This window comes from Natronogracilivirga saccharolytica (assembly GCF_017921895.1).
Classification (GTDB): Bacteria; Bacteroidota; Rhodothermia; order Balneolales; family Natronogracilivirgulaceae; genus Natronogracilivirga; species Natronogracilivirga saccharolytica.
Genome location: NZ_JAFIDN010000004.1, coordinates 1 through 24497 on the forward strand (window position 1 = coordinate 1; position 24497 = coordinate 24497).

The 24497-nt window shown below is 49.8% G+C and carries 20 protein-coding genes and 1 pseudogene; 12 read left to right on the plus strand and 9 right to left on the minus strand.

Features of this window, described 5'->3' with window-relative positions; translation table 11 throughout:
* Positions 1–460, minus strand: a pseudogene (locus tag NATSA_RS06420) (helix-turn-helix domain-containing protein); the annotation flags it as partial.
* 109 nt (positions 461–569) lie between these two features.
* On the opposite strand from NATSA_RS06420, the gene NATSA_RS06425 reads away from it, so the two are divergent.
* The 8 genes from NATSA_RS06425 to NATSA_RS06460 all read left to right on the plus strand — a co-directional run bounded on the left by NATSA_RS06425 (position 570) and on the right by NATSA_RS06460 (position 8875).
* A complete protein-coding gene (locus NATSA_RS06425; RefSeq protein WP_210511189.1) occupies positions 570–1163 on the plus strand; it encodes a polysaccharide deacetylase family protein in 594 nt (197 codons plus the stop codon).
* A 303-nt stretch (positions 1164–1466) separates the two neighbouring features.
* Complete coding sequence (locus tag NATSA_RS06430; RefSeq protein ID WP_210511190.1) at positions 1467–2210, plus strand: hypothetical protein; 744 nt, start codon at positions 1467–1469, stop codon at positions 2208–2210.
* A 271-nt stretch (positions 2211–2481) separates the two neighbouring features.
* On the plus strand, positions 2482–3591 hold the full coding sequence (locus NATSA_RS06435; protein WP_210511191.1) for a glycosyltransferase: 1110 nt from the start codon (positions 2482–2484) through the stop codon (positions 3589–3591).
* Positions 3584–4732: a glycosyltransferase family 4 protein gene (locus NATSA_RS06440; RefSeq protein WP_210511192.1), complete on the plus strand. Its 1149-nt coding sequence runs from the start codon at positions 3584–3586 to the stop codon at positions 4730–4732. Before NATSA_RS06435 ends, NATSA_RS06440 begins: the two co-directional genes overlap by 8 nt.
* A gap of 21 nt (positions 4733–4753) precedes the next feature.
* The gene (locus NATSA_RS06445; RefSeq protein ID WP_210511193.1) at positions 4754–5410 is read left to right on the plus strand and encodes a sugar transferase; all 657 of its coding nucleotides are present in this window, start codon (positions 4754–4756) and stop codon (positions 5408–5410) included.
* Between the two features lie 151 nt (positions 5411–5561).
* Positions 5562–6386 carry an aldolase/citrate lyase family protein gene (locus NATSA_RS06450; RefSeq protein ID WP_210511194.1) on the plus strand — a complete coding sequence of 275 codons (825 nt, stop codon included), beginning with the start codon at positions 5562–5564 and terminating at the stop codon, positions 6384–6386.
* Between the two features lie 16 nt (positions 6387–6402).
* A complete protein-coding gene (locus tag NATSA_RS06455; protein ID WP_210511195.1) occupies positions 6403–7320 on the plus strand; it encodes a D-2-hydroxyacid dehydrogenase in 918 nt (305 codons plus the stop codon).
* Positions 7304–8875, plus strand: coding sequence for a capsule assembly Wzi family protein (locus tag NATSA_RS06460; protein WP_210511196.1), 1572 nt, complete (start codon positions 7304–7306; stop codon positions 8873–8875). Before NATSA_RS06455 ends, NATSA_RS06460 begins: the two co-directional genes overlap by 17 nt.
* Here the strand turns inward: NATSA_RS06460 and NATSA_RS06465 are convergent.
* Both NATSA_RS06465 and NATSA_RS06470 read right to left on the minus strand, forming a co-directional pair.
* A complete protein-coding gene (locus NATSA_RS06465; RefSeq protein WP_210511197.1) occupies positions 8872–9543 on the minus strand; it encodes a porin family protein in 672 nt (223 codons plus the stop codon). The two genes, NATSA_RS06460 and NATSA_RS06465, sit on opposite strands and share 4 nt — an antisense overlap.
* Before the next feature lie 224 nt (positions 9544–9767).
* Positions 9768–10979 (minus strand): hypothetical protein, encoded by a 1212-nt coding sequence (locus NATSA_RS06470; protein WP_210511198.1) that lies wholly within the window; start codon positions 10977–10979, stop codon positions 9768–9770.
* A gap of 716 nt (positions 10980–11695) precedes the next feature.
* Between NATSA_RS06470 and NATSA_RS06475 the strand changes: the two genes are divergently transcribed.
* The 3 genes from NATSA_RS06475 to NATSA_RS06485 all read left to right on the plus strand — a co-directional run bounded on the left by NATSA_RS06475 (position 11696) and on the right by NATSA_RS06485 (position 16310).
* Entirely contained in the window at positions 11696–13555 is a 1860-nt protein-coding gene (locus NATSA_RS06475; RefSeq protein ID WP_210511199.1) for a polysaccharide biosynthesis protein, read from the plus strand.
* Between the two features lie 454 nt (positions 13556–14009).
* Positions 14010–15266 carry an outer membrane beta-barrel protein gene (locus NATSA_RS06480; RefSeq protein WP_210511200.1) on the plus strand — a complete coding sequence of 419 codons (1257 nt, stop codon included), beginning with the start codon at positions 14010–14012 and terminating at the stop codon, positions 15264–15266.
* A 537-nt stretch (positions 15267–15803) separates the two neighbouring features.
* The gene (locus tag NATSA_RS06485; protein ID WP_210511201.1) at positions 15804–16310 is read left to right on the plus strand and encodes a hypothetical protein; all 507 of its coding nucleotides are present in this window, start codon (positions 15804–15806) and stop codon (positions 16308–16310) included.
* An 85-nt stretch (positions 16311–16395) separates the two neighbouring features.
* On the opposite strand, the gene NATSA_RS06490 is transcribed toward NATSA_RS06485, so the two are convergent.
* Positions 16396–18102, minus strand: a complete 1707-nt coding sequence (locus tag NATSA_RS06490; RefSeq protein WP_210511202.1) for a capsule assembly Wzi family protein — start codon at positions 18100–18102, stop codon at positions 16396–16398.
* Between the two features lie 355 nt (positions 18103–18457).
* On the opposite strand from NATSA_RS06490, the gene NATSA_RS06495 reads away from it, so the two are divergent.
* Positions 18458–19765 (plus strand): purple acid phosphatase family protein, encoded by a 1308-nt coding sequence (locus tag NATSA_RS06495; protein WP_210511203.1) that lies wholly within the window; start codon positions 18458–18460, stop codon positions 19763–19765.
* A gap of 6 nt (positions 19766–19771) precedes the next feature.
* On the opposite strand, the gene NATSA_RS06500 is transcribed toward NATSA_RS06495, so the two are convergent.
* The 5 genes from NATSA_RS06500 to NATSA_RS06520 form a co-directional block, all read right to left on the minus strand.
* On the minus strand, positions 19772–20923 hold the full coding sequence (locus NATSA_RS06500) for a transporter substrate-binding domain-containing protein (protein WP_210511204.1): 1152 nt from the start codon (positions 20921–20923) through the stop codon (positions 19772–19774).
* A 305-nt stretch (positions 20924–21228) separates the two neighbouring features.
* Positions 21229–23439, minus strand: a complete 2211-nt coding sequence (locus tag NATSA_RS06505; RefSeq protein WP_210511205.1) for an AMP-dependent synthetase/ligase — start codon at positions 23437–23439, stop codon at positions 21229–21231.
* A gap of 82 nt (positions 23440–23521) precedes the next feature.
* Positions 23522–23962 carry a hypothetical protein gene (locus tag NATSA_RS06510; RefSeq protein WP_210511206.1) on the minus strand — a complete coding sequence of 147 codons (441 nt, stop codon included), beginning with the start codon at positions 23960–23962 and terminating at the stop codon, positions 23522–23524.
* Between the two features lie 88 nt (positions 23963–24050).
* On the minus strand, positions 24051–24230 hold the full coding sequence (locus NATSA_RS15750) for a Mut7-C RNAse domain-containing protein (protein WP_210511415.1): 180 nt from the start codon (positions 24228–24230) through the stop codon (positions 24051–24053).
* Entirely contained in the window at positions 24157–24492 is a 336-nt protein-coding gene (locus NATSA_RS06520; protein WP_210511207.1) for a MoaD/ThiS family protein, read from the minus strand. The genes NATSA_RS15750 and NATSA_RS06520 overlap by 74 nt, the downstream gene beginning before the upstream one ends.
* Positions 24493–24497: the final 5 nt, after the last annotated feature.

Sequence of the window (24497 nt, forward strand, 5' to 3'; positions counted from 1 at the left end):
TGATGAACTCACGTATCGTTTTGTGCTTTCTGCGGCGTTTGGGCTTCTTCCTTGCTGTTCTCAGATGTTTGTAAAGGTCTCCTCCGTGTTTGGCATCACAATAAATATGGCGGTATATGGTCATATGAGAGATGTTCATATGCTCGCCATGTTCCATCGTGAGTCTGGGGCCAATGCCGGCCGGTTCCAGACCGGTAGTGGCGAGCAGTTGCAGCGCCTTCTGCTTCAAAATACCTTTAAAGCGGTAGGGATGGCGTTTTTGCGTTCGTTTTTTCTTATAACGCTTATGAGCATGATCCGGATCATAGTTGCTATAACCGCCGCCTCTGGCAATTTCGCGCCGAATGGTTTGCGGATCCCGCTTCAAGGTTCTGGCAATATTGGCAGGCCGGTAATCAAATTGAATTGCGCTGCGGATGTGGTATCTTACCCACAGTGCGAGGTGTTTGTATGGCTTCATGTGCTCGACTCTTTGGTAGGAGAAAAGACGGAAGCTACAAAACTTCGCGAAAAATCCGGGGGGCTAGCCCCCCGGATTTAAACTTTTCCCCCAGAATCGGGCACTTCAATTGTTAATTAGCCTTGTTCCACCTTGGAATAGATACGATTTCAATACAATAAGGGCTCTTGAGGAGCTTGGTTTTCTAACACTTTCGGCGAGTGTCAAGAAAGGCGAAGCAAAAAAAGACTCTAAGCTTAATTTTCTGCCAGCGACTTGCGATCTTTCACAGCTTCGTGAAGCGGTGATATCAGCAAAATCCTCATCTGACACCCAACCAGTCATTGTTGTTTTGCTTCATGCATATGATTTTAAAAAAAAGAAGCATAACAGTTACAATTACCATGAGTTTTTAAAACTCTTACATTGGCTTAAATCTCAAAATGATGTTCGTTTAATTTCAATCAGCGAAGCTGCAGAATTAATAAATGATTTGAGGTCTAAACGTTTTTTGCTTAATAGGGGAAAATATGCGCTTTCTACGGTTCTTCCATCATCATTACAAAATAAAAATTCTATAACACAGTATCAGGAATATCGAGGAACACTTTTAATTCCAAAAATTATTGAGTCCCGAGGTTTCTATTTGCTCATTGCTATTCTCAGAAAACTAATTTTAAAGGTGCAAAAGATTATAGGATATGGTGTGAAGTCTAAAATTTAAGTTATTCATACCCAAAATTTCAGTAGTTCTAGATTTGGTATTGACTTAATTGTAATTATTAGGTAATTATTAGAAGATTCTAAGCCTGACATAGTAAATGGTTTATATATAAGAATTTTATAATAATTCTATAAGGCTTAAGTGACTCAATATTAATTAACTATAACTTGACTTGCTGTCGTTTTAGTTGGTATTGTTACACACAGGATGTATGTGATCATCAATGTTAATCTGTTATTGATACTGATGAGAAATTGAGCAGACAATCCGACAATCATAAAAATCGAGAACTAAAAAAGTGCGATGAAAAGAATAATAACAATACCAATATTGATTGCGGCCTCTTACGGATTGGTAGTTGCCCAGGATAACTCGGCCAGCATTCAGCAGATTGGTAACGGACATGAAGCTGCCACTGAACAGGCAGGCGCATTGAATGTTGCCACTGTTGAACAGCAAGCCGCTAATCCTGACAGAAACGAAGCCTTTGTAACCCAGGAAGGAGACGGCAACTTCGCTGCACTGAATCAATCAAGAGGCGGAAGCATTCGCTCTCTGATGGAGGTTGATCAGATAGGTGACAACAACGAGGCCTATCAGACCATGCGTTTTATGGGTTCCTCAAGGGCCAGTTTGAAAATTAATCAGGTCGGAGATGACAACTTCGCCAATCAGGAGCAGTATGACGGCAGAAGCGGTCAGTATGCTCAAGTCGATCAATACGGTGACAATAACCACGCCGAGCAGGTTCAGGATAATTTCGGTACCGGACAACGATTCTACGCCGATATTTATCAGGAAGGCGACGGCAATCAGGCATTCCAGACCCAGGATGGAAACGGCGGTGACCTTAATGCCTTGATTGATCAGGAAGGCGACGGCAATTTCGCTTCCCAGACCCAGAATTCGGATGCCTCACATGAAAGCAATGTATGGCAAACAGGAAATGACAATACAGCTATCATTGATCAGTATGGATCCGGACATCTGAACAACACTTGGCAGACAGGCAACGGCAACAGCGCTGTTGTAAATCAGAGCAACTGATTTGCATCCGGGGCAGGGTGATCATCTCACGGATTGCCTCCTTGCACATCAGATGACTTTTTTCAGAAGACAGTGAGGTCAGGGTCAAATCCAGACCTCACTGTCTTTCTCTCTTCTTACACCGGAGATGCAACTTTCTACCATAAGCAGCATCTGTTTCATCATCAGGTTCTAATAATTAGTATTACCATCGGATTTTCAGCAGCCAGTCATCACATTATTTCCGTGCTCCCGCACCTTAACTGACTTTTTCCGATAACGGAGGCCGCCAATGCGTCGCATTCTATTTATTATCAATTCATTCAGAGTAGGCGGAGCCGAGACACAGCTGATCAGCCTGATCCAGGAACTCCGGAAGCACAATACCGATGCCGCCGTAATTTCGCTGTACCGGCACGAACCGCTGGCCGATCAGCTCTCCGAATCCGGCATTGATGTTCATTTTCTGAATGTGCACTCTCTCGCCGGTTTACCGTCCGGCATTCTTAAAGCCCGCCGGATTATCAGGCAATTCCGTCCCGACCTGATCCACAGTCACATGTATCACTCCAACCTTTTCGCTCGGTTGCTGAAAGTCTTCATGCCATCGGTCCGGGTTATAAATACGGCACATAATACAGTTGAAGGTGGATCCCTGCGTTATGTTCTGTACAGGATCACCTCGGGGCTGGCCGAAAACGTCTCCATCATAAGCAGGGACGGCGAGCAGGCACATCTGAGCCGCAAAGCTACACCGCGGAAAAAGCTGATATACATGCCTAATGGCATTGATGTGGAACGCTTTCAGCCACAGTCGGATAAGCGCATGGAAAAGCGCAGGGAACTCGGTGCCGATGACTCATTTGTCTTTCTGTCCGTAGGCGCCCTTTCCGAACAGAAAAACTTCCCGAACGCACTGAATGCCATCAGAAAATTGAAAGACAACGGCTATTCCGGATTTCGCGTCTTTATTGCCGGAAAGGCACCCCAGGGCACGGACAACGACAAAAAACTGCTTCAGCTGTCTGAGGAGCTTGAAGTTAAGGACATCGTGCGGTTTCTCGGCCTGCGAAATGACATACAGGATCTGATGAGAGCGGCGGACGGTTACTTGTCTTCTTCATCCTGGGAAGGCATGCCCATTGTGCTGCTTGAAGCCACCGCATCGGGACTTCCTGTCGTTGCGACCGATGTGGGAGACACGAGGGAAATCGTCAGGGAAGGGAAAAACGGGTTTCTCGTGCCGCCCAAAGACTCTGAGTCGCTGGCCGGGGCAATGATGAACCTGCTGGATGCTGACGATGAAACCAGACAGCGCATGGGCAAAGAATCCCGGAAACACGCCATGGACAAATTCTCCATAGAAAGTGTGGCAAAGCAGTGGCTGGAAGTCTATGGCTGACATTTTGTTTATCGCAGGTAACACCCGCTCGCTTATCGCAAACAGGGGGGATTTGATCAGGCAGATGAAACAGGCCGGACATCATGTCAGTGCACTTGTCCCGGAATACGACTTCATGCCGGAGATCGAAACCCTGGATATTCCGTACCGGACAATCAACCTGAACCGTTCAAGCATCAATCCGCTCGCAGCCTGCCATAGCCGCAATGAACTCGCCCGGATGATCCGTCATTTCAATCCGGACAAAGTGTTCGCCTACACCATCAAACCGGTGGTGCTCGGAGTTCCGGCAGCACAAAAAGCAGGTGTCGGCGAAATATATTCCATGATCACCGGAATGGGCTATCTTTTTACCGGGGAAAGCCTGAAGCAGCAGATCTTGCGCCGCGTGGCATGCCGGATGTACCGCAAGGCACTCTCAGGCTGCAAAAGGATTTTTTTCCAGAACCCTGATGATGTCTCGCTGTTCCGGGAAATGCAAATCATAAACGGAAACAGTCCGGTCACCATGACCAACGGATCCGGGGTAAATATGGATCAGTTCACCAGACATCCCCTGCCCGACGAAGAACAGCCGGTGACATTTCTGATGATTGCCCGCCTGCTCAATGACAAGGGCATCATTGAATTTGTCGAGGCGGCGGAAAAACTTAAACGGGTCTATGGCGACAGCATCAGGTTCCAGGTCATCGGTCCGTACGACCCGAATCTTCCCCACGCCGTGTCAAGACACCGTTATGAGCAGTGGCAGCAAAATGACGCGGTGACGTTTATCGGACACAAAGCCGACGTAAGGCCCTGGCTCAAACAGTGCCATGTCTATGTCCTGCCTTCCTACCGGGAGGGAACTCCGCGGTCGGTGCTTGAAGCCATGGCGACCGGACGTGCTGTTATTACCACAGACGCCCCGGGATGCCGCGAAACGGTTGCAGATGGCGAAAACGGCTTTCTGGTCCCGCCAGGACAAAGCGCCCCGCTTGCCGAAGCAATGGAAAAGTTTATGAAAAATCCGGAGCTGATTGGCCGGATGAGTAAAAAAAGCTATCGGCGGGCGCTGGATAAATACGATGTAGGGAAGGTGAATAAAGTCATTATGGAAGCAATGAATCTTCAGACATCAAGCGATCATGACAGCAACTGACAACCATAAACCGGGATAATCATGATCAAACGAACAATTGACGTGCTTTCGGCTTCTGCCGGACTCCTGATACTTTCGCCGCTGTTTCTGGTGCTGGCGTTGTGGATCAAAACGGACTCCTCCGGACCGGTTTTTTTCAGGCAAAAACGTATCGGCCGGAATAAAAAGCCATTTCACGTCTACAAATTTCGCTCCATGACGCACCGTGATCCGGCATCCATCAACCAGAAACAGGAAAAGGTGGTAAGCTCCTCGGATGATGACCGCATTACCACAAGCGGCCGCTTTTTACGGGCTCTGAGCCTTGACGAACTGCCGCAGCTGATAAACGTGGTGAAAGGGGATATGAGCCTTGTCGGCCCGCGCCCCGTGATTCCCGAACAGCTTGAGGTGGTGCCATACTGGTTCGAGTCCCGGTTTGATGTCCGCCCGGGTATTACCGGACTGGCCCAGGTCATGGGCCGGCGCAGCCTGAGCTGGGAAGAGCAGCTCGGCTACGACATGGAATATGTGCAAACCTTCTCAGTCTGGAATGACATCCGGATTCTGATTCTCACATTTTGGGTCGTTCTGACACGAAAAGGTATTTATGGTGACGAATCCGGAAACTGGCGGTCCTATCGCAAAGAGTGGAAGCAATATTCGAAAGGATTGCCTGAAGATACGCGAGCCACGTAATCACAACGAGCCACATAATCACAAATGGAATCATCAGCAGGCTGAAATGATTTCGTCAGACTGAAATGATCTCATTTCTCTAAAATAATCTTGCTAATCATAAATGATCTTATCAGGCTGAATCGATCATGTTACCAACCGGAATCCGCAATTGATCTATAAATTCATCACAAATAATCCGGAGCTGGCCCGGTACGCAGTTTCGTGCGGAGTTCAGCGGATTTTTGTCGACATGGAATACCTGGGCAAGGAGGAGCGTCAGGGCCATATCGACTCCCATAAAGCGCGCCATACACTGACGGATCTCGGGAATGTCCGCAAAGCAGTACCGGATGCTGAACTGATGGTGCGTATCAATCCGGTGCACGAACGAACGCCTGCCGAAGTTGCTGATGTGCTGAAAGCCGGGGTTGATGTTGTCATGCTGCCCATGTTCACATCCGCGGAAGAGGTGGCAAAGGCGGGAGCCCTGATCTCCGGATCCGCCAGATTTTCGCTGCTGCTGGAGACCCCCCAGGCGTTAACCAGACTGGATGAAATTCTGGAACTTCATGACATGATCGATGAGGTGCATGTCGGACTTAATGACCTGCACCTTGGCCTCGGGCTTGATTTCATGTTTGAGGTGCTGTCGGGCGGTTTGGTGGATGTGATCGCCGGAAAGGTACACAAAGCCGGGATCCGGTTCGGATTCGGAGGTGTGGCACGCACAGGAGAGGGAGCTGTTCCCGCCGAACTTGTTTTGGGAGAGCACGTCAGACTGGGTTCTGAAATGGTCATCCTCTCACGTACCTTCCATCAGAATGCCCGAAGTGTTGAAGAATTAAAAAGCAAAATCGACCTCGGGAAGGAAATAGAAAAACTCGACGCCTGTCTGAACGGGTTCAAAAACGGGGACAAATCCCTTCTTGAAGATAACAGGCAGAATCTTATTGCAGCGGTCAGATCCGTGGTCAGGGAAAAAGCCATAGCCTAATCTATAACAAGCACAGATGCAAAAAAAAGCACTTTTTCTCCAGAAGAAGCACATCCTTGAAGACCAGCAGGCTGAGCTGACAGCACTATTCCGGGAATACCTGCCCGGTTACCAACCCTTTTTTGCTTCGTCTGCCGGGGATGTTTCACCCGGGGATTTCTACCACCTTGTGATTACATCCTTCCATGATTTTTTCCCTGAGGTGATGAAGAAAATAAGCAAGCCGGAGCATCTGCATTTCACCGGATCCGGCACCGACAAGCTGGATGATATGTCTCAGGAACTGGACCTGGACGGTGTTACCATCACAAATTCGGCCGGGGTGAACGCCGTAACAATAGCGGAACATGTCATTGCAGGCATCCTCACATTTGCCAAAAACCTGCACTTGTATCGTGATCAGCAAAACAACAAGGTCTGGAAACGGCGCTGGCACACCGAAATCAGCGGACAGTCGGTTACCATCGTCGGACTGGGGAGTATCGGGATGGAGGTGGCCCGCAGATGCAGGGCTCTTGGCCTGCAGGTAACAGGCTGTGTGCGAACCATGCGAATCTATACCGGTATCGACTCTCTTTGCACTCTGGACGAATTGCCGGAGGTTGCATCACAATCAGATTACGTCGTCCTCTGCGTTCCGCTGACCCGGCAAACGAAGGGACTGATTGACCGGCATATTCTCGGCCGGTTTAAAAAAACTGCCGTTCTGGTTAATGTTTCGAGGGGCGAGGTGGTTGATGAACAGGCGCTGACTGATGCCCTTCAGCATTATCGTATAAAAGGTGCTGTGCTGGATGTGTTTCATCAGGAGCCGCTCCCTGAGGATCATCCGTTCTGGCAGCTGGATAATGTGCTGCTGACCCCTCATGTTGCCGGTACGACACAGCACTATATGCGGAATCTCTTTCGCATTTTGCATGAGAAACTTCAGTAACGGATTTGTGCGTAACGTGTCTGATTGGCCGATGGACGGTTACGGCTCCGCTCAGCGCTGTATCGCCTGCTGTTTAGGAATTTTGCTCATTTCCTCTCTTATCCCGCAAAAAGCAAACGGATCAGATCATACCGCACGCATAGGTCTTTCGCAAAATCTTTCCACCACTGAAACCCCTTTCTGGCTCCATGCCAATCGCGACGGCCGCATCCCGCCGAATTCCGCCAGAAATTTCGGCCTTTACGGACGGTATGACCGTCCTCTTTTTCAAAACTCCGAGGTCATTGATGGCGGTGCAGGTTTCCGCCTGGACCTTCTGGCATCAGATCTTGAGACCCGCCTCCGCTTTACCGAACTCTATGCTCATTTAGCCATTGCCGGCTGGCAGTTACATATCGGCCGGTTTTATGATACGATCGGATTGAATCCTGACCACCTTACGACCGGATCGATGATGATGAGCCGCAATGCCATGCAGCCATTCAAGATTCGCTTGTCGACAACCGGATTCCGTCCAGTACCCCTGACCGGAGAGCGGCTTGCATTCAGGGCCCGCTGGTCGGAGGGAATTTTAACAGACACCCGCTTTGTGGAAAACACACGGGTGCACCAGAAGTATCTTTATCTGAGGCTGGAACTGGTTGAGAATGTATTTATAACCGGAGGTGTGGCCCACAACCTGATGTGGGGCGGCAGGCATCCGGAGCTCGGACACGTTCACCGCTCCTTCAGGGATTGGCTCAGCGACGTTCTGGCACAGCCGGACCGCAGGGTTTTTGACAATGTAAGCCCGGTAGGCAACGGGCTCGGTGCATATGAGGCAGGTCTGGAGTATCGCTTGCCCGGCAGTTGGCGGATTGGTGCGCACCGGATGTTTTTTATTGATGATAAAGAATCACTGAATCTCAGAAGTCCCCGGGACGGAATGTGGACAGTCTATTTTGACCGGCGCGGTGACGACACATCACGGTTGATTGAATACATCATCTATGAGCATATCAATACCAAAAATCAGGATGCCGGAACAGGGGATGCATACGGTCGGGCCCGGTATTATTCGCACTATGTCTACAGGGACGGATGGGTTCATCATGGACAGATTCTCGGAACCCCTTTTTTCACGATCGATCCTGAAAAAATCGGAACTGATGAGCGCATTCTGGTTAATAACATCGTCCTGGCGCATCATCTCGGATTTTCCGGTTCTATTGACAGCAGTTTGTCATATGAGTTGGTCATGACGTATTCCCGAAATTACGGCATCTGTAATGATCAGACTTCAGGAGGAGGTTGCCGCGGTTCTGCTGAAGATCCGGTGCAGCAAAGGGATGATTATGTTCCTTTCCATGAACTGCGCCGGGATCGTTATTCAACCATGGTCACGCTCCGTTTTCCGGTTGACCGGATTCCGGGTCTCGGACCGGCTTCCATTATACTCAGCGGGAAAGAGGGCAGGAGCGGATCGGTGCACCTTTCCGCATCCGTTGATGCCGGTGATTTTTATGAACAGGTAAGGCTGGGATTTGAAGTTGGTTTAAGTATGCCACTGAACTAAAAAATGACACCCAGACCGAGTGATAGCGTACTGAATCGCATGTCTTCGCGGAACTCCGGATCAGAACCAATATCCATAATGCTTATCTTGTATCGGATGTCGGCTGTTAACCGGGTATGTCTGCCGTACTCCACACCTGCACCAGCGATAAAATTGATGTCCGTTTCATTGAACTGGTCCCTGACATCACTTGAGAAGGCCTCATCAAAATCCACACCGAACACATTGCCGCTCAGATCACCTGAAAAGCGGGACCGCGTATTGTAGGCGATGGAAGCGCCGGAATAGATATTGAATGAATATCCCGGCCTGGTATATCTTGGTGGTTCCGGAATGGGATCCCTGTTGCTCAGACGAAGCAATATGGGCAGTTCAACATGCGTCATGGTCAGCCTGCCGTCAACACGCATATCCTGACCACGAATAATAACATCTTCGTTGAAACTGGTACTGCGTGTGATATAGTTGACCTCCGGTTGAATCGAAAACACCCGTGACAGATTGAACCGGATATAGGCGCTGGCATCGTAATTCCAGGAAAAATCCGAATCCATTGTCACGGCAATATCCTCTTCGGCATTGGTATAGCTGCCATGCAGGTATGAGACATTTCTGCCAAGTGCGAATCCGTATTCTACATTCCGGGAAAGCGTTTCTGCCGGAAGCAAGAAGACCGGCAAAATGAGCAAGAACAACAATCTTGTTATATAATTTTTCTTCATAATGCTTTTCATCAAATCCTGAAGATGTAATGTAATAATATTCAGAAGTTCTGCTGTTTTTTAAAAAATTAAGCTTAAAAAAAGGGAAGGTAATCAGATTACCTTCCCTTTTTTGTTTCTACTCTTATATCACTTGAGTGACAGTAACGTACATATAATTCAGTTACGTTTCATTGTTCTTTCGTATCACCATGAATCAGAATGTAGAGTGGCGGTACGGGAAGATCACCCGATTCCGGCGGGAAATCATCGGAAGTTGGCTCGCCAAACGGTCCGGTCATGTCAAATTCATCTTCAAGATCAATTGTGAAAGTGACATCGAATCCAAACGGATCACCGGAGTCATAAAAGGATTCCTTTTTATATGGAAACTGACCAATGCCCAGGCCAGAAGGCAGGTCCCGGCCAACATAGACCGAAAACTTGTTTGCAGGATAATCAAACTCATTTTCCTTGTTGAAGATGTTGATGTACAATTTGTCGTCATTGTCATGCCACATTTTTACATCTGCAACCTGCGGACAATCCGTGATTTCGGATGGTTCCGGATTCTGAAGATTGCCGAATCCGCAGTCGGCATATAAACCTGCCATAAGCGGATTGTTTTCTCCAAACTCATCACCAACGTCACCGTTTTCCTCAATATCATAAAACCAGTAGTAGGTGACCCAGCCCCATCGCTGGCCAAGATCGTGTACTCTGAATGAATTTGAGTTCAAATTGTGAGGAGCAGCCCAGGACCATGCTGTACCTTCAATGATTACTGTCTGGGTAGACTTGTCATTGGTTTCATGTACCGATGCATCGGCAAAAATGGCATGAATGCTGCCGGGGGTATGACGGAAATCGTCGCCGTTCTTTTTGACGTCTTCAAGGACAGCATCGAATGCGCTTCGGTTGAGTTCGTCAAATATCTGATTTTCATCGATATCAAACTCTTTGTAATCGATAAGCGTCCAGATAACGGCCTGAATTTCCTTGTAGCTGACACCATCAATGGTCCGGAAGTATTCCGACCGTTTGTTCAGAACGTAGTTGAGCTTGTTCCAGTTTTTGTCATTGTAAGTGGAATAAAGCGAAAGGTCATCGTATTCCCGCCCCCTGGTGTCAATGGGTGCGCTCCAGTGGGCACACCAGCCAAGGTAGTCACCGTCCAGAATGGTGTTGTTGGCCCTGACACCGGAAAGGTTTACGTTAAAATACCCCCTGTCGTTATTGCGGTCCACCCGCAGGGTCACATTTTCCGCGCCTTCGATCACGGAAAAGTTGGGTACCTTGTCTGCTTTCTCATGAAAAGAGCCAACGGTGCTTTCATCACAGCTTGAAAGAAACAGTGCCATCATAAGAAAAGGCGCGATTATATAGCAGTTACGTTTCTTCATGGTTATACGCTCCTGATTAAGATGCTTCGTGAAGTGTTATATAGTCATTGCACTGATGAACTGCAGTACAACAATTGCTTTAAAACGGATACTATCAGTTGCTTTAAAACGGATACTATCAGTCAAATAGTAATCATAGTTTCAAATGGAAAAAAATTAAATTATTTCAATAATTCCATGTACTTATAAATAAGTGTCATTTGAGCCGTTCTGCAGGCAAGGGGTTGGCAAATATTTAAATATTCTAATGATAGCCTTAAAAAATCACACCATGAAATCAGGATAACTAAGATAAAAAATGGGATAACGTTCAGCCTGTAAGCCATAATTTTAAAAATCAACAACAAGACAGAATTACAGCTTTCTGATATCTTGGCTCAAGGAGAGCAGACTATTATAAAATCCTAACAGGAACGGAGGGGTATATTACGATAATTTAATTACTTATGCATACGTGATGTTGTATATTCCCTTTGCAATCAATGGATATGTCAGATTATTCATCACATTCTGACACACAGCGGTAACATCATGATTGCCGGTTTAAAGGACTTTTTAGTCAGGTTGAAACATCAGGTTCAGGTATCACACAATCCCACGTATGCTAATGTAAAAACGACCGGGTTTGTTCCACTGATTGACACTAAAGAATAAAACTGAAGATTCATCGCAGCGTATCTGCTGCCCTTTGCAAAAGGAGTTTAACGAAGACAGTTATGAGCAAACAGACAAAGAAATTCATCATTGATCTAACGGTTTGGTCACTTGCCCTGCCGGTTGCATATATCCTGCGGCTGGAAGGTGACATCGGTGCTCACATTTCAAGCATCCTCCTCATAACCGCTCTGGTTGTTCCCATCAAGGCTGTCATTTTATACGGACTGGGATTGCATCTGCAGAACTGGCCCAAAATAAGTGTGCTGGATCTCTTTCACATTATAGAGTCTGTCGGAATTGTCTCTTTTTGTGTATTTCTGTCTACTTTCTTCGTACAGTCATGGCTTTTCATTCCCCAGAGTGTTCCGATTATCGAAGCGTTTATCGCCATCATCATGCTGAGCTCGGTCCGTCTCGGCGCCCGGCTGCTGCATGAAAACAGCATGAATATTGAGGTGCGGCAATCCAGGAAGCCGGTTAAACGCGTACTTATCGCCGGAGCAGGGGAAGCAGGAACCCAGCTTGCACGCACCATACTCCGCCACCCTGAATCCCATCTCAAAGTGGTCGGATTTCTGGATGATCTGTCTTCCAAACAAAAAGAGTGGTTCATGGGGCTTCCTGTATTCGGCGGCCTTGCCGATCTGAAAAAAGTCGTCAGGGAACAATCCGTTGACAAGCTGATTATTGCACTGCCCACCGTTTCGGGTCATGTCATCCGGTCTGTTGTCGAACACGCCCAGGAAGCGGAAGTCGAATACAAAATCATCCCGAGTATGTTCGATCTGCTCGGGGATAAATTTGAAATTTCACAGCTTCGGGACGTCAATCTCGAGGATTTGCTGAGAAGAAAACCTGTTACCCTGGATATTGAGCCGATCTCAGAATACCTCAACGGAAGGACTGTCATGGTAACCGGCGCCGGCGGATCCATCGGAAGCGAAATCATCCGCCAGGTAACCCGGTTTGACCCGGATCATATTGTGCTTCTTGGACGGGGTGAAAACAGCATTTTTGAATTTGAAAGAGAGTGCCGAAAAGAGTATCCGCACCTGCAATTTACATCTCTGATCGCAGATGTCAGGGACTACAATACTCTGGAATCCCACTTCAAAAACTTCAGACCTGATGTCATCTTTCATGCAGCTGCCCATAAACATGTGCCGCTGATGGAAGCCAATCCCGACCAGGCTATCTTCAACAATGTCATCGGCACCCGGAACCTGACGGAACTGGCCCTTGAATATGGTGTCAAGCGATTTGTCAACATTTCGTCTGACAAATCTGTAAACCCGACTTCCATAATGGGATGCTCAAAGCGGGTCGCCGAGTTTGTCGTTGAATGGGCGTCTCTGCGTGCAAAGGAAAACCAGTCATTCGTCTCAGTCCGGTTCGGAAATGTGCTCGGAAGCAGGGGCAGCGTGGTGCCGCTGTTCAAACAGCAAATTCAGAACGGCGGACCGGTAACCATCACGCATGAGAATATGACGCGTTATTTTATGACTATTCCGGAAGCTTCACAGCTGGTGCTTCAGGCCGGTGGTCTGGGGCAGAACGGATCTGTCTATGTGCTGGATATGGGGCAGCCCGTCAGGATAATCGATCTGGCATGTGATCTTATCCGCCTTTCCGGACTCGAACCATACGAGGATATCCGGATCGTTTCAACAGGCATTCGTCCGGGTGAGAAACTTTATGAGGAGCTGCTCACGGCAGAGGAGGGAACTACAGCTACTCACCACTCCAAAATATTCACCGCCAGGTGCAATGGTCTTCCGGAAGAAGGATTCATGGAATTGCTCGACGAACTTCTTACAAAAGCCATGGAAAGAGACCATCAGGGAATACGGATTCAGTTGAAGAAAATGATTCCAACGTATGCCCTCGAAACAACGAATGTGCAGACAAAGTCAGCATAGCTTTGAGTTGCTGTAAACAAAACGTCATGGCAGAGGATACATAGAAGAGTTAAAGAAACCACATCCGAATTAAATCAGTTATCATTAAAGAGAGTCACTTCCTGTTAAAATAATGCGGTTATTGTTTTAAGCATTTCGTGTTCAGAAACTATTCCAAATCCTGGTTTCCTGAAGTCACGCAAGCGCTGAATTTATTCTGTTACAGCCATTGTCAGTTGGATTTAATTCGTCGCTGCTTTCCGGGAAATATCAGTCAAATTAAGAGATGTTTTCATGAACAACCACCATTTCATAGAAGTATCTTTTTCAAATTGTTTTTGCTTTTTTTGTTTCTGTCAAACTATTTATTACATTTTATGTGATATCTTAGTTGGGCACTCTTCAATTTAAAATCTTGAGAAAAAGAGCATACCGCTTTTTATACTTACCGCTATTTGAAATAAAAAAGACAGCCATGAATATATCTTACCGTATTTCATTTCTGCTTTCAACTGCTTTGCTTGCTATAGTATTTCTGTCAGCTCCGCAATCTGTTGATGCTCAGGAAAATGAATCTTCTTCTCCCGACCTGAGAAAGTGGAGCATTAACCTTTACGGGGGCTCTTTTCTCGCCCGGACAGATATGAATGCCACCCCGTTTACCGGTTATGCCGGAACCCGTACACGCCATCTCAATCCTTCTTTCGGAGCAGATATTGAATATATGGCAGCACCCGGATTCGGACTGCGTCTGCGGTACGACTATTCGATGATCGAAAATGATGAGGACTTTGATTCCTTTGAACTCACCATGCAGGCCGTAACAGCCGGGGTCAGTTTTTATCCTCTGAATGCCCTGCGCTCCGGCGAACGCAGCCCCTGGCTCAATCCGTATATCTCGGCGCATATCGGTCAGGCTTTCAGCGACTGGTCCGGAATTGATGGAGTTGAAGATGATGATTCCAGAGACGCAACATATGGATTCGGAATCGGCGCCAAAATTCGTCTGGGCAGCCGTATTGACTGGATTCTTGATTATCAGTACCGGTACTTCAATCCCGGTTACGAAATTGATGGCGGAGCGGGAACAGGTGACACCTTCGAAAATGACCGGCTCGCCGGATTTTCAACCGGTTTTTCTCTCAAGTTCGGCAGCTCTGAGCGTAATCACGCCCGCTGGTATTCTCCTTCATATGAATCCAGGCAGTGGCAAGCCGGCATGGAATCCCGTATGAGCGAGCAGGAAGCAGAGCAGGAGGATGTCATCAGCATGGTGGATCAGCAAAATGCAACCATAGAAAGTATCGTCAGCGATCTGGAAGGAAAGGCCGACCAAAATCAGCTTGAGCGTCTGCTCAATGATCTTGCCGATCTTCAGGACGATCTTGATGACCTTGGTGCCACACTTGACCATGAACTCAGCCGCATCGATGATATCCACAATGCAGCGGGAATGGCTTATCTGACTACCGAAATGCCGGAAGGTTATTATTATGTCCAGGTATATGCCGCCTGGAACAAGCGGCTTGTTCAGCGCGCACTGTTGCAGACGCGTGACACACTGGCTGAGGAGGGAATCAACGTGAATGAGCTTCAGTTCTACGTTTATCAGGTTCCCAGCGGACTGTTTACAGCTCAAATCGGACGGTTCGATGATGAGCCTGCAGCCAACGGTGTGCTCGAAGCCGCCCTGAACCTGTTTGACGATTCGTTTGTCCGCACACCGCAATAATAATCAGTAAAAGTGGCAATGTTCCGCCGGAACATTACGAATTTATCATAGATCAGAGAGTTTTATTTATTTAAACCCCGGTTTCTTTCGTGACGCCGGGGTTTTTTATTGGCGCGCCCGGCAGGGTTGAATGCACAAACTGCATGACAAAAACCATATCTAAGGAAATAAAAAATAATAACATGCACATGTTTGCAAGTTGCCGATTTTGATGTACATTACGGCTATACCTGCATCCGCTTCTCTGCAGGCCGGGCAGTTTGCATTACCATCCGGCAGGTCCTCCTGCTTCCATCCCCACCTAATCAAGCTTCTCTGGTCATGATCACATTACATAAATCCCTCTATTTGCACCGGAATGTGCGCTGTGGGCGAGTTGTCATCTGCACCAAAAGCACGTTGGCCGGATTGTCACTGGCAGTTATAATTTTGTTTGTCACTAATCCGGCAGTATCCCGTGAACTATCCCGCGATTCAACCACGGCAGGGCATTCAACGGAAACACGAAACGCCGTGGTAAATTATCAGGACGCGCAAATGCATAATGATTCAGATCCCGGATATGAAAGTGCGGATTATCCCGGCCTGCAGGAAGCCGTGGAACAGCCCGCTGCTGAGCAGATCGGCCCGACATCCCGGAATGAATTTCGATACGGAGTCGGTTTCCAGGGCTCTTTTCCGGCATGGGGGCTCAGCGGCATGATGACGCTCAACGAAACCATCTCCGTCCAGGCCATACTGGGCCTGCTTGGTAATCTTAATACCGTTGCCGGCCGGGGCTTGTATACCTTCCGAGAGGAACAGCACTGGGATGCCTACGGGTACGGCATGGTCGGATATTGGAGTTACCGTACTTCAGGAATCAGCAGCGACAATGCCCTGGGATTCGGGGCCGGGGCCGGCATTCAGTACGACTGGCGTGCTTTTGATGAAAATCTGCCGCCCATTTACTGGAATATTGAACTCGGCTTCGGTGTTGTGAATCTGGATAACTACAATTTCAGTACGATTATGTTCGGGACTGGAGTGCATTACCGGTTTTAGCTGCCATAACCGACGCTGACACCGGCAGGGCCCGGACCGGAAAGTGACTGCCGGTCTCAGCGTCAGCAGCATCAGAACCCGAACATCAAAAACCGACAGCGTCGCCAAAACGGATTCCCAGCAGGAATCCGGCCTGATCCGTCATGTCTCCGGTATCCAGACTTACAGAGCCCGTCCAGCTCAGGCCATCAACCCACGGAAGACTTCCCGACAACTCCACCATCATGTGGTACTGCACCGGATTCTCTTCAAACGGAGCCATCGGGCTTCCGTTTTCCGGTTCAAATTGATTGTCCGGCAGCCCGATTTCGTAGGTTCCGCGATGAGAGGCTCTGGTGAACAAAAGCCGATATCTGTGAATGATATCTGACATCATTTCGGGCAAAATCGTGTCAAACATTGCGGGTCCGCCAATATTTCCCTCAAAGCCCATATGTAATGCGCGCACACGGTTATTCACAAAACGGGCTTCATCGAACGGAATATCAGGATAGAACATAAGTGACCTGTCCCCGCGGAGAATCATGGAGGTCCCCATGGCATGGTCCCGGTAGGCCCAACCGGATGTATACCCGGCGTGATCGTAGTAATCTTCACTCAACCTCAGATATTCTATCAAAATGGCACGAACCCAGGGGTTGTCGCGGGGCTGGACGCGGACACCCTGCAAACCGTCACTGCCGGTGAAAAACCGGAACGGATCCCCGCCCGTGAAAAACGACTGACGGTAGAAATCCCAGTCGACACTTCCGTAACTCAGCGCCAGGCCGCCTTCCATAACACCAATGTGTTTTGCAACCGATCCGGAAGGAAATGTGCTGCGTCCGTCAGCCGGATCATCGGTATATCCGCCACGGCCAAGGACAACCCTGAGATAATCCTTGAAGTCCCGGGGAGCAGAACCCAGCTCGGGATGCTCACCGCCCCACATGGCCAAATGGGTGAAACCACCCCGCAACTCAACAGGCCAGTCACTCCGGGAGCGCACATAAAGGGATTTTTCGTGCAGCCGGGGAGTGTCCATGAACCGGTCATCGGTGAACCACCCATGAGTGTACTGCCCCCTGAATTCGAAAAACCCGAAAGTAAAGGGTACCGGAATGTATTCGGGGATGCCCAGTGTCAGGCGCGGCATTGGCGCAAAATTGGAACTTACGGCCAGTGATCCGGTAGAAAGGCGGTCATCCTGGAAGCCGATGGTATAGGATTTCCGTCCTCCGGTAAATTCAAAAGGACCGTAGCGCAGCTGGGCAAATATTTCATACACTTTTGATTCGCCGGTCGCCGATTTGCCCAGAAACTCCATACCGACACGGTAATCGGGTCGCCATGTGTACCAGGGCTCGTAATCGCGTTCTACAGGAAAGGAGCCGTCTTCGTGCTGATGAACTTCCGGCCTGATATATCTGCCTTCAGCATCATACCAATCGGGATGGACGGGGTCATAGGTACGCAAGGGCATGTGTCCGCCTTCTGCGACAGGACCTCCGCCGGGATGGGAAGGTGCCCCGAGCGTGTAAGGCGGGTTTGTCCGGACCCGATTGTTTTCCGGGATGGTCCAGTCGGTGTCAATCCGGCCGATAAACCAGCCGTCGGTCTGACGGGGACCGAACCGGCCTCCCCGGTTGAATGTGTGCCAGTGCGGAAGCTGGTCCGCCGTCGAAGCGCTGAAGGCAAACTCGGCATGCCAGTTGAATTCCGATATCATGGAAGGAGGTGAGCCGGCACGCTCCGATGCAACAGCCGGATATGTTCCGGCCAGCACCAGAATAGTCAGTATGGCCGGCATCATAATTAACACTCGCACAGTTGATGATTTCATAGCATTCATAAACATATCTCAGTTAACCTACAAGCTAATAATTATACCGGCGATGAGAACATTAGAATATTGAAACATTTCCTGTAATGATGGCAAAATTATGTAATGTTATTTATGTAAAATCGCAATACAAAATCGCAGGTGTCAAGAACGCAGCCGCAGCCTGAGTTGGTTGTTAATGAAGACGGAAGGTTTGTATTGTCATAATATGAATAATGCAGATCCGCCATTTTAAATGAGTTTAATCGGTCTTTCGCCGGGCTGCACAGGTTTATGATTAAATACGGTCATGGATTTATATTTTGCCATATAAAAATCGTGTTGAATGAATATCGCTCCTGAAGCATATCTGACCGCAACCACCGGAAAAATGAAAAAAGAAATAACGAATCTCAATCACCTGCGCGTTTACCTTTTTTTTGCCTTGCTGATGATATCCGGATGCCTCCATTCGGAATCATTCGAAATGGAAACAGAGTCGTTCATGCTCTCCTGGCAGCAGGATCCCACATCCACAATGACTATCGACTGGTACTCCGAACCGGGCTCCCGTTCACAGCTGGAATACCGTCCTAAAGGCACTGATGAGTGGACGACCAAAACCGGTCATACGGTGCGCATACCGGAATCCGACCGCACTTTCCAGCGCCACGAACTCACCGGACTGCAGCCCGGTGCCCGCTATGAGTTCCGCTTCACCGGATCGGAGCCGACGTATTACTTCCGTACCATGCCGGAAGAGCTTGACCGCCCGCTGCGTTTTATTGCAACGGGGGACATGCTGCATACCGTGGAGTGGCTGCGCAATACAGCCATAAGCGCAATGAGCATTGACGAAGGTGATTATGATTTTGTCGTGGTCGGGGGTGATCTGGCATATTCCGATGGCGAGGAGCGCAAGCTGTGGCGGTGGTTAGAGTATTTCAAGGTCTGGTCTGAAGTAATGGTCACCGAAAACGGCCGCGCCATACCCCATCTGGCTGCCATCGGAAATCACGAAGTCAAGCGGGGTTTCGTTCATCAATACCCCGTGTCCGAAACCCGCTCTCCGGGGTTTGTGGAAAGAGAAGCGCCCTATTTCTCAACTTTTATCCCGTTTCCCGGACCCGATGCCTACGGGGTGCTCGATTTCGGAGAATATCTGAGCCTGTTCCTTCTGGATTCCAACCACGCGACCTGTGTGGCAGGGGAGCAAACCGACTGGCTGCGTCAGCAAATGCATCAAAGACAGCATGTGCGCCATCTGATTCCCGTTTACCACGTTCCGGCCTGGCCCTCGGCGCGGGACTTTAATGAAAAAAACGTCCGTGCCGTTCGTGAAAACTGGGTTCCTGTATTTGAAGAGTACGGCGTACGGGTGGCTTTTGAGCATCACGATCATACCTACAAGCGTACATATCCCATTCGCGAGGGCAGGCATGACGAAACCGGCGTATATTACATCGGCGACGGCGCCTGGGGTGTGCGAACCCGCGAAATACGTACCGATGAGGACGAAAACCGGCCCTGGTACCTTGCCGAAGCCCGGGAAATCCGTCACTTTATCGTGGTTGAGATGGATGACGACGGATACCAGCTGGATGTGTTTGACGAGGAAGCCCGTCATATCGATGAGGTATACATACCGAGATAATCCGGATCAGTCGCCAAGATAGCGCCGCTGCAGCTGCTGCCACTGCTCATCAGCTATGAACTCAAGCATCACGCGGTTGATGTCACTGCGAAGCGTACTTCCAAGCGGAATGGCGATGCCGTAGTACTGCTCATTGAAAATATTGGGCAGGACGCGCACCTCGCCGTAATAATCCCTGTTGCTGTAATACCTGATGATCGGCTCATCGTGGACAAATGCGTCCAGCTCCCCGTCCGAAACCGCCCGGAGCCCGTCTGAAATCGATGCATATGTGCGGTGCCTGATGCGCTGCTCGTCGAGGTAGGCAATAGTGGCGGATTGCTCCAGTGCGCCCACACGGACATGAGGCAAATCCTGCGGACCCGAAACACGGGTATCCAGCTGTGAAACGGTCAGGCTGGATGCAATCGATGCGGTGAAAAACGAGATCAGGATGATACCGGCGAACATCCAGACAAATCCGATCAGCCGGCCCGGTACAGATTTCGGAGCTTTGTCGCCATAGCCAACGGTTGTCATTGTGACAGCCGCCCACCAGAATCCGCTTCCGATACCCTCGGCGGGTGAACCGCCAAATTCATCCTGGTTGACTCGTCGTTCGGACAACCAGACGAGTACGCCCCAGAACAACAGCAGCAGAATCAGCAGCAGTACTATCCAAAGAAATTCTGCTGAAAAAATGGACACCACGGCCTGCCAGAGTCCGGCCGGCTGATGGGGGACGGCAATCCCCAGGCCGCTTACGAAGAACGGATGGGTAAAATCGACCTGCTCTTCACGTTCCGCTGTAATGGTAAGTGCCGATGCTGCGGCGAAAAGGGGAGTGGTATCGTCACCGGGATCCGCTGCAACGCCATCCAGCAGACCCGCTATATCACGCTCGACATATTCAAATTCAATATCCAGCTCTCCGGCAATGTGCTCCCAGAGTGCGATGGTCAGTCCGCTGTACGTGCCGTCCTCTTCGGCAATCACAAACGGAGGAACGACGCGGATGCCCACCATTACAGGCTCATCGGCGGATTGATGGTTCTGTAACGTATTTCCGCCTGATGCCACACCGTGCATTTCGCCCCATGCCAGTTGCCGGATGTGATCATCACGGTCATTTTGTGCAGTTGCGGGAGCAGCAAGGAACATTCCGGACAGAACAATCATACCCGCTGTCAACAGGAATAACATGGTGTGTGTACCGGGAAGGCGATTCTGAAGAACCCGCGATTTTCCACGAATACACAACGTGCTGTGAAACCCGGGTTTCCCATGATTACACAAGGCGCAGTGAACCACCGGTTTTTCAACAATGTACGATGTTCCATTAACGGAGGAAGATTTACAATTTATCATGGCAGCGCGGTTTTCTGATAAAGCAGACGGTTATCGGGTTTCTCATGACAGCCTTATTTTCAGTTAATGGGTACGGTTGTCCGCTTTTCGTGACAAGCCAAATGATTGCATTGCGGTTAATGATTCTCCAGCAGTCCGCGCATAACCCGGCGGTTGCGTTCGTGCGTGATCTTTTTCGCCTCAGGCATGTAAAGATACTGGATCAGGTCTTCATAGTGGTCGGTAATCTTGCCGCGCACGATCTTCATCGTACTGTTCATCATTTTGTTCTCCTCGGTGAACCCCTCAGGCAGAACCCCAACCGCGCTGGGCAGCCACCGGTCGGGAAAATAATCGGCAAATTCGCCGCCTTCGCGGAACCGGTCGATCTCCTTCTGGATCAGCGCAAGGGCCTCATCGGTTTCATTTACGGCTGCACCACGCGCTTCCGGTGCATCGGACTCATTTTCAGCCTTTCCGCCCCCGCTGTCTTTACCCTTGCTGTCCCGCTTACTGTTTTCTCCCAGCCGGCGCCTGATCGCCTCGATGTTCGGATACACCAATCCGACCGTATAGGGATCCTGATTATTATGCAGCATCACCTGTTCGATCAGCGACGATTTTTGCGTCAGGGTTTCTTCAATTGATTCCGGACTGTATTTCTCGCCGTCATGGCCGATCAGCAGGCTTTTGTATCTCCCGAGCACATACAGAAAACCGTCCTCATCCATATAACCCATATCACCGGTGTGCAGCCAGCCGTCCCGGATGGTCTCCCGCGTGGCGGACGGATTTTTCCAGTAGCCTTTCATCACGTTTTCGCCCTTTACGACAATCTCGCCATTCTGTCCGACCGGCTGCTCATTGCCTTCCTCATCCAGAATTTTCAGCTCCAGCGGCTTGACCAGATAACCGGACGACCCCAGTTTGTGCTTGTCCAGAGAATTGGACGAGATGATGGGGGTGGCCTCCGAAAGCCCGTATCCCTGCATCATCGGCATCCCGATGGCATAAAAAAACCGCTGCAGCTCGATGTCGAGCAGCGCACCGCCTCCGATAAAGAATTTCAGCCTGCCGCCGAACTGCTCCCTGATTTTACGGAACAGGATCTTGTCGTAAACAAAAAGCTTGGCGCGGCTGAGGATATCTTTTTTGTTCTTGTTGTAGCCTTCACGGTTGTAGGCGTAAGCCGTTTTCATGGCATCATCGAACAGTTTCTGGATGAACGGGCCCTTTGAGCGGATTCCCGCTTCTATGTTCTTCCGGAAACTTTTGGCCAGCGCCGGAACACTCAGCAGCAGGTCGGGCTGCAGCTCCCTGATATTTTTCGGGATGTTGCGCAGGGTCTCCATCGGCGTTCGGCCCGACTCTACCATCCCGATGCTGGCCCCCTTGGCCATAAAGGAGTAGATTCCGGCGGTGTGCGCAAAGGAATGGTCCAGCGGCAGAATCAGCAGCGTCCGATAGGAAGGAGGGATGTGCATCAGCGTAAGTGCCTGCTCCACATTGGCCGTATAGTTGCGGTGCGTCAGGATGATCCCCTTGGGATCGGCGGTTGTTCCGGATGTGTAGGAGATATTTGCGGCATCATCCCATCTGACGGCATCCTTCCTCTTGATAAACTCCTCGCGGCGCCGGTCCAGCAGCTTTCGGCCCATCTCGGTAACTTTCTTTTTGCTGATTTCGTCCTCCTGATAGTTCTCGCTGCCGTCCAACAGGATAATACGCTGCAGGTCAGGAAGATTCTCGCGGATGTCGGCAATTTTGTGGCGCTGTCCCTCCGAAATGATCAGTACCGAAGCATCGGAATGGAACAGGCGGAACTGAAGCTCTACCGGAGATAGCTTGACCGAAAGCGGAACATTGATCGCCCCGTTGAAAAGAATAGCCATCTCGCTGATCACCCAGTCATTGCGGCCTTCCGAGAGCAGAGCTACCCGCTCACCGGGTTCAACGCCAAGCGCCATGAGTCCGGCACCGAGCTCGTACACCTGGTCCAGGGTTTCGCGATAGGTGGTGGGCTGATAGCCGCCGCCGGGCCAGTCCCTTCCATCCGAAATCTTCTTCCGGGCTCCACCGGCAGGACCGGAATCAGCATCTTTGTCCGAACCTCTGTTCAAACCTTTGTGCGGACCTCCGGCCGGGGCTCCGCCGGAACCTGTTGCCCTCTGTGAACTGCTGCCGGCTGCTTTGTTGCCGGGCTTTTCCCACATGTAGGGGTTATCGGCAAACTCCGCGCAATAATGTTCGATGAACTGAATAAGTGTTTTCATACCAAAACGATTTGCAATACGTATTCTGAGCGCATCGACCGTAATAGAAACATACTGCGGTTTCGATGCAAGCAAGACGGAATTATTCTGGTTAAAAATAGTTTACACGGCAATATAGTAGGATGCGGCCCATATTGAAAACAAAATCAGCGTGTAATCAGGGCCGGATGCGACGGATGGCTATGGTTGCAGGCTCTCCCCGGTACGCGGCTTCGATCCGCTCTTTGAGCTTTTGTTCTTCCTCGGTACGGGCGGCTCTGAGTTCGGTTTCCGCTTCCCCGTCAATGCGCATGCTGACGGCAAAGGGATCACCGGAGGTATGTTTCGCAGGAGGTGATCCGGATGTGTCTGAGGAGGGCGGGGTTTCTGCGGATGCAGCGGTCTCTGAGGATGCAGCGGTCTCTGAGGATTCCGGGGATTCTGCGGGTCCGTCAGCTCCCATCCGGGAGTCATCGTAATTGCTGAAAATGCAGTACACACTGCACTTTACCCGCTGTTCGGACCGGTCAATGTCCCGGAGCATGGCTACATAGGATGCCATTTCGCTGCGGTCAACTGCGGCACGTATCTGATAAAATCGCGGTGGTGATGGTCGCATTGGATGATGTCTGTTACCGGGCATATTTTGTGCATCTGCGTACGGAACATAATGACTTTTCCGGAACAGGTGAAGCGTAAATATCGGCTCAGAACAAAAGTGACTGCACTTTCGGGTGCAGCCGGTCGCGATGGGACCCTTTCCAGTATAATTTCCCGCAACCCGTACATTGTGAAAAGGTGTCGTAGTGCCGTTTAGTCAGCGGCTTCAGGCGGCCGCTCCTGTAGTCTGGTGGAACCGGATATGTCCAGCGACTCGAATACGGGATAGATGCTGACCCGGTCGCCGTCTTCGATCAAATGATCAAAAGTGACCGGTTCGCCGTTGACCAGGATAAGATCGACTTCGGTATGGGGGACCCGGCATCCTTCAATCAGGTCCTTTGTTGTGGTAGGCTCGGGAAGGTCGCGTTCAAATTCGGTCTTGCGGCGGTGAGGAGGCAGAAAGTCGTTCAGTTCTTCATAAAACCGGAGCCGGACCCGTGTCCGGCTCCGTTGGCGATTCTTTTTGGACTTATCCAAAGAAGCCATGGTAC